Source organism: Bacillus sp. AFS053548 (assembly GCF_002575105.1).
In the GTDB taxonomy this organism is placed as follows: domain Bacteria; phylum Bacillota; class Bacilli; order Bacillales; family Bacillaceae_G; genus Gottfriedia.
The window spans coordinates 538162-552861 of sequence record NZ_NUHI01000026.1 but is presented as its reverse complement, the minus strand read 5'-3'; the positions used below and the strand labels follow the sequence as shown (position 1 = coordinate 552861).

General features: G+C 34.6%; 13 protein-coding genes and 2 pseudogenes. 12 read left to right on the top strand and 3 right to left on the bottom strand.

Annotation, left to right across the window (positions count from 1 at the left end; all coding sequences use genetic code 11):
- The 7 genes and pseudogenes from CN946_RS16045 to CN946_RS23855 all read left to right on the top strand — a co-directional run.
- Positions 1-765 (top strand): annotated as a pseudogene (locus tag CN946_RS16045) (RNA-guided endonuclease InsQ/TnpB family protein); the annotation flags it as partial.
- A 183-nt stretch (positions 766-948) separates the two neighbouring features.
- The gene (locus tag CN946_RS16040; RefSeq protein ID WP_098862050.1) at positions 949-1752 is read left to right on the top strand and encodes a GvpL/GvpF family gas vesicle protein; all 804 of its coding nucleotides are present in this window, start codon (positions 949-951) and stop codon (positions 1750-1752) included.
- A complete protein-coding gene (locus CN946_RS16035) occupies positions 1749-1949 on the top strand; it encodes a gas vesicle protein (RefSeq protein WP_098862049.1) in 201 nt (66 codons plus the stop codon). Before CN946_RS16040 ends, CN946_RS16035 begins: the two co-directional genes overlap by 4 nt.
- A complete protein-coding gene (locus CN946_RS16030) occupies positions 1924-2208 on the top strand; it encodes a gas vesicle protein K (RefSeq protein ID WP_098862048.1) in 285 nt (94 codons plus the stop codon). Before CN946_RS16035 ends, CN946_RS16030 begins: the two co-directional genes overlap by 26 nt.
- A gap of 13 nt (positions 2209-2221) precedes the next feature.
- Positions 2222-2500, top strand: coding sequence for a gas vesicle protein (locus CN946_RS16025; protein ID WP_098862047.1), 279 nt, complete (start codon positions 2222-2224; stop codon positions 2498-2500).
- Positions 2501-3029: 529 nt separating this feature from the next.
- On the top strand, positions 3030-4217 hold the full coding sequence (locus tag CN946_RS16020; RefSeq protein WP_286133946.1) for an Fn3-like domain-containing protein: 1188 nt from the start codon (positions 3030-3032) through the stop codon (positions 4215-4217).
- Positions 4201-4764: a hypothetical protein gene (locus tag CN946_RS23855; protein ID WP_286133945.1), complete on the top strand. Its 564-nt coding sequence runs from the start codon at positions 4201-4203 to the stop codon at positions 4762-4764. The genes CN946_RS16020 and CN946_RS23855 overlap by 17 nt, the downstream gene beginning before the upstream one ends.
- A 160-nt stretch (positions 4765-4924) precedes the next feature.
- Here CN946_RS23855 and CN946_RS16015 read toward each other — a convergent pair whose 3' ends face one another.
- From CN946_RS16015 to CN946_RS16005, 3 genes are read right to left on the bottom strand one after another with little or no spacing between them, the layout of a single operon-like run.
- Positions 4925-6049 (bottom strand): Ger(x)C family spore germination protein, encoded by a 1125-nt coding sequence (locus tag CN946_RS16015; RefSeq protein WP_098862046.1) that lies wholly within the window; start codon positions 6047-6049, stop codon positions 4925-4927.
- Positions 6046-7143 (bottom strand): GerAB/ArcD/ProY family transporter, encoded by a 1098-nt coding sequence (locus CN946_RS16010; protein WP_098862045.1) that lies wholly within the window; start codon positions 7141-7143, stop codon positions 6046-6048. Before CN946_RS16010 ends, CN946_RS16015 begins: the two co-directional genes overlap by 4 nt.
- Positions 7140-8579, bottom strand: coding sequence for a spore germination protein (locus CN946_RS16005; protein WP_098862044.1), 1440 nt, complete (start codon positions 8577-8579; stop codon positions 7140-7142). Before CN946_RS16005 ends, CN946_RS16010 begins: the two co-directional genes overlap by 4 nt.
- Positions 8580-8761: 182 nt before the next feature.
- On the opposite strand from CN946_RS16005, the pseudogene CN946_RS16000 reads away from it, so the two are divergent.
- The 5 genes and pseudogenes from CN946_RS16000 to hydA all read left to right on the top strand — a co-directional run.
- A pseudogene (locus CN946_RS16000) lies at positions 8762-8978 on the top strand (zinc metallopeptidase); the annotation flags it as partial.
- A gap of 185 nt (positions 8979-9163) precedes the next feature.
- Positions 9164-9733 (top strand): TVP38/TMEM64 family protein, encoded by a 570-nt coding sequence (locus CN946_RS15995; protein ID WP_098862043.1) that lies wholly within the window; start codon positions 9164-9166, stop codon positions 9731-9733.
- A gap of 886 nt (positions 9734-10619) precedes the next feature.
- Positions 10620-11957 carry an NAD(P)-dependent oxidoreductase gene (locus CN946_RS15985; RefSeq protein ID WP_483295397.1) on the top strand — a complete coding sequence of 446 codons (1338 nt, stop codon included), beginning with the start codon at positions 10620-10622 and terminating at the stop codon, positions 11955-11957.
- Positions 11958-11973: 16 nt separating this feature from the next.
- Entirely contained in the window at positions 11974-13281 is a 1308-nt protein-coding gene (gene preA, locus CN946_RS15980; RefSeq protein WP_098862040.1) for an NAD-dependent dihydropyrimidine dehydrogenase subunit PreA, read from the top strand.
- On the top strand, positions 13278-14699 hold the full coding sequence (gene hydA, locus CN946_RS15975) for a dihydropyrimidinase (protein WP_098862039.1): 1422 nt from the start codon (positions 13278-13280) through the stop codon (positions 14697-14699). The genes preA and hydA overlap by 4 nt, the downstream gene beginning before the upstream one ends.
- The last annotated feature ends 1 nt before the right edge of the window (position 14700 follow it).

Genomic DNA, 14700 nt, shown 5'->3' with positions numbered 1-14700 from the left:
AAAATCAAAACCATCCTTTTACAACGATAATATGAAGTTGAAAGTAGACGGAAATAAAGTATTGATTGAGAAGGTCGGTTGGGTCGTAGTTTCAGAATGTATACCGGATGAAAAATTCTTTAATCCTAGAATTAGTCAAGATAGAAAATACTGGTATCTTTCTGTAGGAATTAAAGAATTAAAACCAATAGTTGAACTGACAAATGTCTCACTTGGAATTGATGTAGGAATTAAAGAATTAGCCGTTTGTTCAGATGGCACTAGGAAGAAAAATATTAACAAAACAAGCATTGTGAGAAGGGCAGAGAAACGCCTACGTAGGTTGCAACGTCAAATTTCTCGTAAATATGAAATGAACAAGGAGGGAAACCGTTTCGTCAAAACAAGCAACATTATAAAAATCGAAAAGAAAATACAACACCTCTATAGAAGGTTGACGAATATCAGACTAAACCATCTTCATCAATCCACGAGCGAAATAGTGAAAACCAAACCTTATCGTATCGTTATGGAAATTCTAAATATTAAAAGGTTGATGAAGAATAAGCACCTTTCAAAAGCAATCGCGAAACAGTGTTTATATAAATTCAAACGCCAGATTCANNTGATCAATGGTACCCATCTTCAAAAACGTGTTCAAGTTGTGGAAATAAGAAAAATGAATTAAAACTATCAGACCGATTATACAAATGTGAATGCGGTCAAGAAATCGATCGAGATTTAAACGCAGCAATCAACTTGTCACGATATAAATTAGTATACTGATACCTAGACGTTATTACTGATATGTAGGATTCGTTGTATCCGAATTTACGCCCTTGGAGTGTTATACCAAACGAAAGTAGCCTAGCTAGGCAAAATCGGACACGTGGAAAAGGGAAATAAACGAAATCTATAAAAATAATCGTTTTTTATTGATTTTTATAAGTTTTTGGCAACGGCAGGCAGTTGAGCATTTATTTATATGGTTTGCTACCGACAAATCAACTAGAAGATTCACCCTTTTATGCAGTAAAGGGGATTGATCAAAATCAAACTAGTTTTGAAATTGTTGAAAAAGTAACAGCAGTTTTCTGTTATTTAAGAGAAGAAGAATTTGCCGAGTCAGTTCTAAAAGAGAAGATGGACAATCCAAAATGGGTACACAAACATGCAGTTCATCATCATGAAACAATTGTGACTTATTCTAAAAACTATTTATTTCTTCCTTCTAAGTTTTGTACGCTCTATTCAAGTATTGAAAAATTAAGAGAGGATTTGTCGCAGGAGCAGCTTAATATCGTATCCCTTTTTGAGCAATTAAAAGAAAAAGAGGAATGGAACGTAAAGATGTACTATGATAAATCGAAATTTTTTAAGGTATTGGAGCGACATAGTAAAGTAATTCAAAGTATGAGGGATGAATTGAAAGTATTATCTCCTGGGAAACAATTCTTCATGAAGAAAAAGCAAGGTCAACTACTCGAAAATGAAGAGCAAAGTGAACTGCGTTTAATATCTCAAAGCTTAGAAAACACCTTAATAAATTCAACGGTTGACAATAAAATAAGAGAAAACTGGAGCCGAAATGCTACAGGAAGAACTGTTGATATGATCTACAATAGTACTTCTCTAGTCCCAAAAGACGGCAGAAAGAAATTTGAACTGCTAATTAAAGAATTTATACAAAAGTATGAGGATAATGGAATCATTGTAGAGATTTCTGGACCATGGCCATTCTATCATTTTGCTAGTTTGGACCCAAAGACATGAAAAGTAGAAATGATAACATCACATTATTAGATATTTTAGATGGCGTTTTAGATAAAGGAGTAGTTATTTCTGGTGATCTCATCCTTTCGATTGCAGATATCGATTTGGTATATGTGAATATTTGCTTACTAGTGACAGCAGTTGAAAATATTCAAAAAAGGGGGAGTAGGAATGAGAGCGAATCATGGAATAGTTGAGAGAATTAATATGAATCCAGAAGATGTTGAACACGGACTAGCTCAACTAGTGCTTACAATTTTGGAATTACTAAGGCAACTTGTAGAGCGGCAAGCTATTAAAAGAGTTGAAGGCGGTACACTTACAGATGAACAAATTGAAAAACTTGGTACAGCCCTTTTGAATTTAGAAGAAAAAATGGAAGAATTAAAAATTGTCTTTGGGCTTGAAGGAAAAGACTTAAATATAGATTTAGGACCTTTAGGCAACTTAATGTAAGAAAGGAGAAAACATGCAACATTCAGCACAATCTACTAATATTTTAGATATTTTAGAGAAAATTTTGGATAAAGGGATCGTCATCGCAGGAGATATTAAAATCGCCTTGGCAGATGTCGAATTACTCACAATTAAGATTCGACTTGTTGTAGCATCAATCGATAAAGCGATGGAGATTGGGTTAAATTGGTGGCAGGATGATCCGTATTTTAATTCAAGTGTAAAAGGCAAGCTTTTGCATGATCGCATTAATCGGATAGAAGACAAGTTAGGCATACAACAAAATGAATAGTATGAATAAACTCTACTAAAATCTTGGTCAACCTTTATACTTCGAGAAGAAGCTGTCTCAATAATAAATGAAGAAACCCGTAAGGAAACTATTCTTTGCGGTTTTTTTGTGTTTTTCTTGAATGATGATCGGATAATTAATCTGTTTTAAAATGTTGTGGGGTAATATCTACCTTATAAAGTAACTGTTTTACAATAAAAAGTTAGGTAGTTTATAAGACATGAGTTCGGTTTTCGACTTAGTTCTATTAATTGTTACCTACATCCGTTTGGATGTAGTATAAAAATCCCCTCTGATAATTCTGAGGTATAGTATTTAATGTTCTTTTATTATAGCCAATCCATATTAGATATGATTAAATTTTTAACATTTTTCAGGACCTTTAGGTTATTTTTACTTTAAAATAATTTGGAAATTCTAATAATTAATTTATTTTTAGCTAAATTTTTCTCAATTTCCCCCTATTTTTTATAGTTTATCCGCTGGTGGAAATATCTATTCTACTATACCAGGTAATAGTTATGAAGTGATGAGCGGTACATCGATGGCAACTCCTCATGTTGCAGGTGGCTCGGCTTTATTGTTACAAGCACTTTATCAAAAGGGATTAACACATTCAGAAGATACTGTTTTAAAAGCAAAACTGGCTTTAATGAATACAGCTAATGTTGTGATGGATCCAAGAACAAACGGTGAAGTACCTTATTCACCACGTATTCAAGGTTCTGGCTTAATGAAAATTCAAAATGCGATCAATACACCGGTTATTGTCACAGCTAGAAACACATCTTTAGAAAAAGCTGGAGCTGTTGCATTAAAGGAAATTGGACAAAAGACAAGCTTTAAATTAAATATGGAAGCATTTGACGCTCCTAAAGGGAAAAATAATAGTGCTGATATTGAATACAATGTCTACGTTGATTTATTGAAAGATAGAACTGAAACGAAGGAATTTGATTTTAATGGTGATGGGCAAACAGAACCAAGAGACTATTTATTATTAACAAGCGAACGTATTAGTGGTGCAACTGTTACTGTCAATGATAATATTGTTTCAGAAAAAACAGGTGCTTTAGTTAAAATTAAGCCAGGTCAAACGAAAATGCTGACGGTTAATGTTTCATTACCAGATTCCTTAGAGAAAAATAATTTTGTAGAAGGATTTGTCCGTCTCGTACCAGTAGCAAAAGATCAAGATAAAGAGGTTTCATTATCTATTCCTTATATGGGCTTCTATGGAAAATGGGATGAACTACGTAATATCGATTCACCGGCTTGGGATAATGATAACTTTACAGGACATACTGCACTTTGGGATGATACGACAGAAGGTGGCGCGCCGTTAGAATACACTGGAAAAGGATTTAAGCTGAATTATATTGCTTATTCGCCAAATTATATTAACAATGGAATCTTTGCGGGATTCACAGCCTTACGTAATTTAGAAAAAGTTGAATCCTCTATTGAAGATAAAGATGGAAATCTCATTAAATATTTAGGAGACTATAGTGAATATTCTGGAACTGGGCAACCATTTAAATTTAGTAAAAATATAATGTCTTATGGGGTTTATAATTATGACGGTTATAAATGGGATATGAAAGACCCATCAACTGGACAATATGTTCCAGACGGTACCTACCAATATGTGTTAAAAAACAACTTTGGATTATCCAAACGCAAGACCACAGATTGTAAAAATGCCAATGATCGTTGATTCTATTGGTCCAAAAATTTCAGATATTAAAGTTACGCCAAAGAATGGAAAATATGAAGTTAGCTGGAATGCGGAAGATAATGCAAGTGACTATAATTCTGCCGTAATTTATGTAAATGGAGTAGCATATACACCGAGTCTTGAGGCAAAATCTCAAATTGTCAATACCGAACCGAAGAGCATTGTTATTTTAGGAATTGATTATGCAGGAAATGTATCTTGGACTACTTGGGGAGATCCAAGTTATATTAAATATACTATGGCTATTCAAACGTGGAATGTATCTCCGACTGTTGGTGTTAACCAAAACAAACCAGCAAAAATTAATGGATATGCGTATAACCGAGGTGACTGGACGATTAATGTAAAAAATTCAAGCGGGCAAATTGTTGAAACATCCTACTTGAAAAATGAACATACATTGCATGCAAACTGGGTACCAGATAAAATCCTTCCAAATGGCACATATTCGATCACATTAGACCTTGTGACAAAGGATGGTTTTAAAGTAACATCGACACCTAAAACAGTAACAGTTGTTCAATAACTTAAGGTGTTAGGTAAATACTAGATTGAAAATAAAAATGTCAGACTAATAGCTTATCATTTGAAAAGATATATTTCCCCTAAAAATAAAACCAAGAATACGATTGTATTCTTGGTTCTTTTGTTTGTTTTAGAACAGTTTTGACTCTAGTTTAATATACTTATTTCGAATTAAGAAGGCTGATATCAAATTTCGGTTCAATCGACATTCGTGGATAATCTTTTCTCCAATTTAAAGATTTCCAAACTTTTGGATGGAATGCTTTTAATTCCTTTCCAATCCCTAGTACGTCTGAATTTGCTGATTGCATAGTCTTAATCGTTTCCAGAGCCATTTCTTCAAAATGTTTATTAAGAACTTTTTCCATTCGAGCATAATTAGGCTTTAACTTATGGCCTTCTTCGCCAAGCTCGAAAGCACTGACTTGTAACTGAACTTTAATGCTAATTTTCGGTAATTTACTTGCCGTATTAGAAACGGTGATTTTTGAAAAATTTCTTTTGACTGTAAACCCATAATTATTTTTGATCCCAGTATCAGAAGATGATTTATCACCATGTTTTTTTGAGAAATTACCTGTAAATCTTTGCCTTCCTGTGTTACCACCTTCTAGTAACATCATCATTTTAACTTGATCTCTATCAAGTTTTTTCCCTGTAGGTGTACCATTGCGGAATAATAAGGCACCACTTAATTCCAAATCTGAATTTATGGGGCTTAACATGGGTAACGCTAAATCAGAGAACGGTTCATTTCTGGATTGTATAAAATTCATCATTGAAAATGTGGGTATTGTTTTGTTCTTCTCCATAGAGATAATAAACTCATTCAAATCTTTTGTAAACTCTTTATCGTGACCTGAAGATGTTTCCATTACCTTTGACAAATCTCCATCAACTACGATTAATGGCGTATTAATAGATGAATATGGAGCACCGAGTAAAAAATCAAGTTCTGAAACTGGATGATTCATTGCAAAGCTCTGGCTTATCAAATAGACTCTCGTACTAATCCCTATAAAAGGTGACTGATCAGTAAATTCCCATTCTCCGATTGCTTCTGCTACACTTGGCCCTTTTAGCTCCTTCAGTACTGATATTGGCTCTCCAGTTCCTTGTCCAGTGCTTTTAAGCTTCGTAACGAGGAATAATGCTTTAACTTCACCTGTTTTATCGTCCAGGTCAAAACCATTTACGTCAACTAAATGAAGCTTATTTAATTCCAATCGATCCCAACATCCAGTCAATAGTGGCAATAGTAGAATTAAAAATAAGGCTTTTTTCATTTTTTCGCCACCTTTTTCTTTACAAAGGATATTAGTAGAATTAATGTCGGCACGCCCATAATCATAAATACTGTTGATATATTGTGATACTCAGAAAATTTGGGAATCAATTGTCTGTTTGAGAAGAAAATTCCGGCCCCGAAGCATACAATTGCTAATATCCATACTAAAAGTGGGTGGTTACGTTTTTCTTTTTTACCGAGAAAAGCTAAGTATCGTGCTGACAAAAATAAGTAAATATAAGCTGTTACAAGCGTCACAGATAGCCAAATTGTGATAAAAAGAATATCTAGACTTTGAACGACTGGCCATCTGAACTTACGTAGAATATAGACCATTGGCTCAGGAATGAATTTTAATTGATTTTCACCAAAGTTGTACGTCACAATAAATGCTATAAACACATAAAATAAAGTCGTTATTGCATTCGCAACTGAAATCGCAATTAAAATATCCTTCTTTTTTTTACATTTTACAAATGGAAATACATACAGGAGAAGTTCGTATCCAGCATACGCCCAAAATGCTGGTAAAGCACCTTTTAGTATAGGCGCAATCCCGTGAGTACCAATTGGCAAAAAATGACGCAAGTCTCCTTTTCCAAAACCACTAATAAAGACGATCGTGAAACAAATCAGAAACATAACCATTATTGACTGCGTAAGGGTCGAGATTGATCGGAGAGTTGATGAAGCGATGTACCCGGTAATCATGACCAATAATCCAATTAGTACGAACCAAGGTGTTTCAAATAACAACCATCGATTAATGACATCAGAATATGAAATGATGATCATTAAACAGGATTCTGCACAGTATGCTGCAAATAGAAAGTTTATGATCGATCCTAGTGGCTTTCCAATAATAGTTGATATGTATTGTTGAAAAGGTCTGTCGGGATAACTTTTTCCAAGTTGATAGATAATCAAGATACCAATTTGAGCAATTACACCTCCAATGATAATGGACATCCAAGAGTCATAGCCTGATATTTGAGACATTTTATATGGAATCGATAAAACACTGACACCTACTTGGTTCAGTATAACAAGGCAAACAAGTTGATTAATGGAAACCTTTTTTAATTGTATCAATTTGTCTCCCCCTTTGGCTTACTTATACTACTTTCGTCCTTAGCCAAGCTTTCAACTGGTCGTTTTTTCAAGCTCTTAATCGGTGCCCTGAAAAGAGTATCTTTAATCGTATCGCCATTAAACGATGTATAAAAGTAGGGAATACCCATTGTATTCATTCTTGCTAAATGTGTCAGAATCAATAGAAATGAAACTTCCAAACCGATTAGCCCGAATAAAGCAGCCATTAAGATAAAGGGATAAGCTAATAAACGAGCTGTATTACTCATTTCATATGAAGGGATGATAAAGGAAGCAATCCCTGTAAGCGCTACTATAACTACCATCATGTTTGAAATTAGATTAGACTGAACAACAACAGTACCGATTAAAATACCACCTACAACCCCTATTGTCTGACCTACAGGATTTGGTAAACGGACAGTTGCCTCTTTTAAAATTTCAAGTATGAATAGCATTGTTATTGCTTCTAGAATAGGTGGCATTGAAACGAACTGCATAGAGCTTTGAAGAGTCAGTGCAAGATCTAGTGGAAGAACTCGCGGATCAAAAGTAACGAGTGCCACATAAGTACCAGGTAAACTAATAGCGATAATAAAACAGAAAATTCGTAAAAATCTTAAAACGCTACCGAATAACCAGCCGACCTGGTAATCATCAGGAGTTTGAAAGAATGCCCAGAACGAGACAGGAACGATTACTCCCTCTGGTGCACCATCGATTAAAAAAGTGATTTTCCCATCCATTAAGTAAGATATTATTCGATCCGGTCTTTCAGATACGAGCATTTTTGGAAATAGAGAGAATTTTTTATCTTGAATAAGTTCCTGAAAAAAACCAGGTGCTTCAATGTGATCAGTATTAATTTTAGATATTCTATGTTCAAATTCCTTTAATACTACCTCGTTTGCAAGGGACTGCAAATAAAGTATAGCTACTTTCGTGTTCGATTTACTGCCAACTTGATAATACTTAATCACAAGATCTGGAGTGCCAACTAGGTTTCGGATAATATTTAGATTCGTATTTAGATTTTCATTCAAAGCTTTGTGAGAGCCACGTAATACGCGCTCATTTATTGGAATGTTCACAGAGCGTTCTTTAATAAGCTCTGCTCTAAGTAAATAGAGATTTGATTCACCTTTGATTTGAACAACAGTCTTCCCTTCAACGAGAGCCTTTGCTGCTACAGAAAGAATTTCCGTTTCACTGTAATTGAGAATTGAGACAACTTCACGTATACTATCTGTTGTGTTATGAAGCAAAGGACGAATAATATGTTCTTGAACTACTGCCGCATCAATCATTGAATCTAAATAATATAGGCGATAACTTCGTACACTGGTACCAAAATTGCTTGTTTTAAAGTCAGAACTATTAAATAGCAATTCCCGAAGTGAAATCTCATTTTTATCTAAATTTCGGTCAGCTATCATTAAATGCTCCTCTTTTCTATGTTAGGTAATTTTATCCTATTTTCCCCATAATACCTGTTAATATTCTGTACTTTAATATGTAGATAGTTTACTGCTTTATTGTTAAATTTCGAACTTGAACAATGAACCGTTTTACTGTACGTTTTTATTAGGTTCGCATATAGCAGTAGCGTTTTTAGCGGATCACTTTACCAGTTGAATATAATGCTAGCTCACGAGCAAAGACGTTAATGTTAGAAGAAGGAATAATCAATGATACTGACAGAAAAAGGTGTAAATAAAGTATTAGGAGCCGCTGCCCTTACGTATTTAGCGGCAGCCTTAATTTCAGTTTTAGAATATTCTTCCAAGGACAAACTGAAGAAGAATAAATATAATCAAAAAGATGATTTCGAGTAGCATTCGAAGTCATCTTTTTTTGTTTTAAAAAATTAAATTTAAATTGGTTAGTATGTTTAAAATTTCAATGTCTAAAATAGTAAATAGGTTTTAATTTATGGAAGATTTATGTATTTTTGTAACCTTAGCTTTTTTATCATACTAAATGTTGTACAATTAAGTGGTTAAAAAAATGGGGGAAAATTATGACACTTTCTGCAATTGAACATTTTTTAAATACATACAAAGACTATGCTGCGATACTTAGTATTTTAATTAATGTTCTAATTAGTATTGTTGGTATTATACCAGCTTGGTTTTTGACAGCAATCAATATTAAACTATTCGGTTTTACTGGTGGATTTTTAGTCTCTTTCATAGGTGAATTAGTTGGTACATTAGTATCTTTCATTTTATATAGAAAGGGTTTACAAAAAAGATTTATTAGTAATTCAACTAAATTTAATGGATTAAATAGGCTTTTAAGCTTAGAAGGAAAAAAAGCATTTTACGGTGTGTTACTTCTACGTTTTATTCCATTTATTCCATCTAGTTTGATTACACTGTTTGCTGCCTTTGGAAAGATCACATGGTCAAGCTTCATGTTAGCTAGTTTTATTGGTAAGTTACCTGTCATATTATTTGAATCGTATTCTGTTAATCAAGTGTTAGAGTTCACTTTATTCGGTAAAGTAATTTTGGGACTATTAATTTTCGTCCTGCTGATCTATTTTTATAGAAAACGATTTACTGTTTTTGTGAAGAATAAAATTTAAAAAAGATGTAAAAAAGCTCAAACCTAATAGAAGGGTTTGAGCTTTTATTGCTGTTGAAAAAAGAATTTGTCAATTAAATTGTAGGATTGATCATTGATAAATAAGTTGTGTGATATTGATTTCCACTTCAGGATGCTCGCTTTCCATGGGGCGAGACCTGAGCCTCCTCGGCTTCGCCTGTGGGGTCTCAGCCTTCCCGCATATCCCATAGGAGTCGAGCCCCCTTCCGTTCCAATCAAATTCTTTATAAAAAAATAATAATCTTAAAAATAATAGACTAGTCAATTGAACGAAAGGATTACCTTTATTTAATCAAATTGCACATCTTTACAAATATTGATCATCATAAAAGAAGGTATTTTAATTTTTGCAAGTTACTTAATACATTTATATTTCACAAAATCACTTATAAATTAATAAGTTGAAAAATAAAACAATAATAAATAGACTATTTTTTCATAGAAATTCATTTAATGATTGTATTGTTAAAAATTGACTTCAATAAATTTCAACACTCTGAAGAGCTCAAACCTAATTTAAGGGTTTGAGCTTTTATTTTTTCTAATACAACTAATTAAAATTGGATTAAAACCAAAAAGAATAGCTTTCTTTAACTTCTAAGTAGAAAGCTTTAAAATTCATTAATTAAACACTGACAACCCCTTACATAAACATGTCTAAATTAATTTATTTAATCATATATTGAAATACCTCAATTTTAGATAAGCTTTACCTTTTTAAGAAAGAAAGTAAGTAATTGTTCTTACTTGAAAAAGGTTTTACTCATGTAAATATGATTTATTTAAGGCAATGCTTATGTAGAAATGAATCGTATAATCGGCTTTCTTAAAAAGTAACTTTGTAGCCTAATAGGAGGGTGTTGTTAGTGAATAGAGTTTCGTTAGAGAATTTATCGAAGAACTTTGAAGAAGTACATCCTGGATTATCCGAACGGGAAGCATTTGAAGAAGCACACCGATGTCTTTATTGCTATGATGCCCCATGTATTAAAGCATGTCCAACTGGGATTGACATTCCAACTTTTATAAAGAAAATTGGTTCAGGTAATTTAAAAGGATCAGCTAAAACAATTATGGCATCTAATCCTGTTGGAGCAAGTTGTGCCAGAGTTTGTCCTACAGAAGAACTATGCGAAGGTGCATGTGTACTCAATCATTCAACTAAACCGATCATGATTGGCAATTTACAACGTTATGCAACTGATTGGGCGATAAAAAATAATCAAGTATTATTTAAGGCTGGAAAAAAGAACGGAAAAACAGTTGCAATCGTTGGTAGTGGTCCATCTGGTTTAGCGGCGGCTCGTGAACTTGCATTACTAGGCTATGAAGTAACGATTTTTGAAGCAGAAAATCAAGCAGGAGGATTAAATCGTTATGGTATCGTTTCGTTCCGGCTACCAAAGAGTATATCAAGCTGGGAAGTTCAACAAATAGAAAATTTAGATGTGAAAATTCATACGAACACTAGAATCGGATCGGATATTTCTTCAGAGGAATTAGTAAAAAACTATGACACAGTCGTTCTGGCTATTGGTATGGGGAAAGTACCGATGCTAGATATTGAAGGAGAGGATTTGGACGGAGTATACGATGCGATTGATTTTGTAAAAGAGACAAAATCAGGGGAGTTATCAAATCGTTTTATCGGTAAAAACATTGCTGTAATAGGTGCGGGCAATACTGCAATTGATGCAGCGACATGTTCGGTTCGATTAGGCGCTGGCAATGTCAAAATTTTATACCGTAGAACTCAATCGGAAATGAGCGCTTATCAATTTGAATATGATTTTGCGAAGCAAGATGGAGTGGAATTCCGATGGCTAACATTACCAATACGAATTATAGGTGAAAACGGAAAAGTAATTGCACTTGAGTGTGTCCGATTGGAATTAGGTGAGGTTGGAAAAGACGGTCGCCATAGGCCAGTACTTATTCCAGATTCCAATTTCACGATACCGGTTGATGGGGTCGTAAAAGCCATTGGGCAAACTCGCTATACAGAGTTAATCGAACAATTTGGATTAGAACATACTGATGGAGTTGTGAAAATCAATAAAGCAACCTTCCAAACGTCTAATCCTAAAGTTTTTGCTTGTGGTGATGTCATTTTTGGAAAAGGGCAAGGTGAAGCGATGGTAGTGACTGCAGCCCAGCAAGGTAAAGAAGTAGCTTATGCGATTCATAAGCAGCTAAACCATTAAAAGGAGGTTTTCTTACATGGCAGATCTACGAATTAATCTTGCAGGTATACAGTCACCTAACCCATTTTGGCTAGCTTCTGCTCCTCCAACAAACTCAGGTTATCAAGTCCAACGTGCATTTGAGGCCGGTTGGGGAGGGGCAGTTTGGAAAACATTAGGTGAACCGATTATTAATACTTCCTCCCGATTTGCTGCGATTAATTTCAACGGACAAAGAGTTGCGGGATTTAATAATATCGAACTCATATCTGATCGACCTCTTGAAGTAAATTTAAAAGAAATTTACGAAACGAAAAAAAGATTTCCAGACCGAGCGATTATCGCATCGTTAATGGTTGAGCCACAACAATATAAATGGCATGAAATCGTGAAAAGGGTAGAGGATGTTGGTGTTGACGGATTAGAACTGAACTTTGGCTGCCCACATGGAATGGCAGAAAGAGGAATGGGATCTGCATCCGGTCAAGTTCCTGAATTAGTAGAGCAACAAACATATTGGGTAAAAGAAGTTGCAAAGACACCTGTTATCGTAAAACTAACGCCGAACATTACTGATATTACTGTAACGGCGGAAGCGGCAGTTCGAGGTGGAGCTGATGCAGTCAGTATGATTAACACAATCAACAGTTTAATGGGAGTAGATTTAGATTCTTGGAATACGGTTCCGCATGTTGCTGGGAAAGGAGCACATGGTGGATATTGTGGACCTGCAGTAAAACCAATTGCCTTAAATATGGTGGCAGAATGTGCACGTAACCCTAGAATAACAGTTCCAATTTCCGGTATTGGAGGAATTTCGAATTGGCAAAATGCAGTAGAGTTTTTATTAATGGGAGCGACTGGAGTTCAAGTTTGTACGGCAGCAATGCACCATGGCTTTCGAATTGTTGAGGACATGATTGATGGTCTAAACAATTATTTAGACGAAAAAGGTCTTTCTTCAGTAACAGAGTTAGTAGGGAAAGCAGTTCATAAATATTCAGATTGGGGAAATTTAGATTTAAATTACCAGGTAATTGCTAGGATTGATACGGATGAATGTATTAACTGCAATAAATGCCATATTGCTTGTGAAGATACATCTCATCAATGTATTGATATGGCAATAGATGAAAATGGAAAATCATATTTAAAGGTTCGGGAAGAAGACTGCGTAGGATGTAATTTATGCAAAATAGTCTGTCCAGTGGAAGATGCAATTAACATGGTAGAAGTCCCAAGTAAACAGCCTTCGATGACTTGGAATGATCGTCAACATGCTTTAAAGACATTAACAAGATCTAATCAATATTCAATTTTAAAGGGGGGAAGGAAAAGAAAATGAAGAAAATTATTCGAAATGGAACAATTGTCACTGCAACGGATACTTATAAGGCTGATATTTTAATAGAAGAAGATAAAATTTCTGCAATTGGTTTAAATTTAGATCGGGCAGATGCAGAAGTTATTGATGCTTTAGGTCATTATATTTTTCCAGGTGGAGTAGATCCGCATACACATTTAGATATGCCGTTTGGAGGAACCGTCACAAAAGATGATTTTGAATCAGGAACGATTGCCGCTGCCTTCGGTGGGACAACAACAATTATTGATTTTTGTTTAACGAATAAAGGAGAACCGCTCCAAAAAGCAATTGAAACATGGCATGAAAAATCCAAAAATAAAGCAGTGATCGATTATAGCTTTCATCTTATGATTGGCGAAATAAATGATGATGTATTACAAGAGTTACCTAAGGTAATCGAAAAAGAGGGAATTACATCATTTAAAGTATTTATGGCTTATAAAAATGTATTTCAAGCTGATGATGCGACGTTATATCGTACTCTATTAGCAGCAAAGGAATATGGGGCACTAGTAATGGTGCATGCGGAAAACGGTGATGTTGTAGATTATTTAATTAATCAAGCTTTAGCTGAAGGAAAAGTTGAGCCTATTTACCATGCATTGACACGTCCTCCAGAAGTAGAGGGTGAAGCGACAGGAAGAGCGGCTACTTTAACTGGACTTGCGAATTCACAATTATATGTCGTTCATGTCACTTGTGCAGAGGCTGTTAAAAAAATAACGGAAGCCCGCAATAACGGAATTGATATATGGGGTGAAACATGCCCACAATACTTAGTGCTTGATCAGTCTATGCTAGAAAAGCCTGACTTTGAAGGAGCAAAATATGTTTGGTCTCCACCACTCCGCGAAAAATGGAACCAAGATGTCCTATGGAATGCATTAAAAAATGGTAATCTGCAAACATTAGGATCCGATCAATGTTCATTTGACTTTAATGGACAAAAGGATCTTGGTCGTGATGATTTTTCAAAAATTCCAAACGGAGGACCGATGATTGAAGATCGAGTAAGTATATTGTTCTCTGAAGGAGTTAAAACAGGCAGAATAACTTTAAATCAATTTGTTGACATCTCTTCTACTAGAAGTGCAAAGCTATTTGGTTTATATCCTCAAAAAGGAACAATAGCAGTTGGTTCAGATGCTGATTTAGTTATTTTTGATCCGAATAGTAAACGAACGATTTCATCTGAAACCCACCACATGGCAGTCGACTATAACGCATTCGAAGGGATGGAAGTGACTGGAGAGCCAGTGAGTGTCTTAGTTCGTGGAGAATTTGTCATAAGAGAGAAGCAATTTGTAGGTAATGCAGGTAGTGGGGAGTACTTAAAGAGGAAGAAGTATGGTGAAACTAATTTAATAGAAGAGATTAGTAATGAAGGGAATGAGTAAA

Coding starts and splice junctions, on each gene's coding strand:
- CN946_RS16020 (WP_286133946.1), top strand. CDS start 3,030: ATGAGCGGTACATCGATGGCAACTCCTCATGTTGCAGGTGGCTCGGCT.
- CN946_RS16005 (WP_098862044.1), bottom strand. CDS start 8,579: ATGATAGCTGACCGAAATTTAGATAAAAATGAGATTTCACTTCGGGAA.
- preA (WP_098862040.1), top strand. CDS start 11,974: ATGGCAGATCTACGAATTAATCTTGCAGGTATACAGTCACCTAACCCA.
- CN946_RS16030 (WP_098862048.1), top strand. CDS start 1,924: ATGAGAGCGAATCATGGAATAGTTGAGAGAATTAATATGAATCCAGAA.
- CN946_RS16025 (WP_098862047.1), top strand. CDS start 2,222: ATGCAACATTCAGCACAATCTACTAATATTTTAGATATTTTAGAGAAA.
- CN946_RS15995 (WP_098862043.1), top strand. CDS start 9,164: ATGACACTTTCTGCAATTGAACATTTTTTAAATACATACAAAGACTAT.
- CN946_RS23855 (WP_286133945.1), top strand. CDS start 4,201: ATGCCAATGATCGTTGATTCTATTGGTCCAAAAATTTCAGATATTAAA.
- CN946_RS16035 (WP_098862049.1), top strand. CDS start 1,749: ATGAAAAGTAGAAATGATAACATCACATTATTAGATATTTTAGATGGC.
- CN946_RS16015 (WP_098862046.1), bottom strand. CDS start 6,049: ATGAAAAAAGCCTTATTTTTAATTCTACTATTGCCACTATTGACTGGA.
- hydA (WP_098862039.1), top strand. CDS start 13,278: ATGAAGAAAATTATTCGAAATGGAACAATTGTCACTGCAACGGATACT.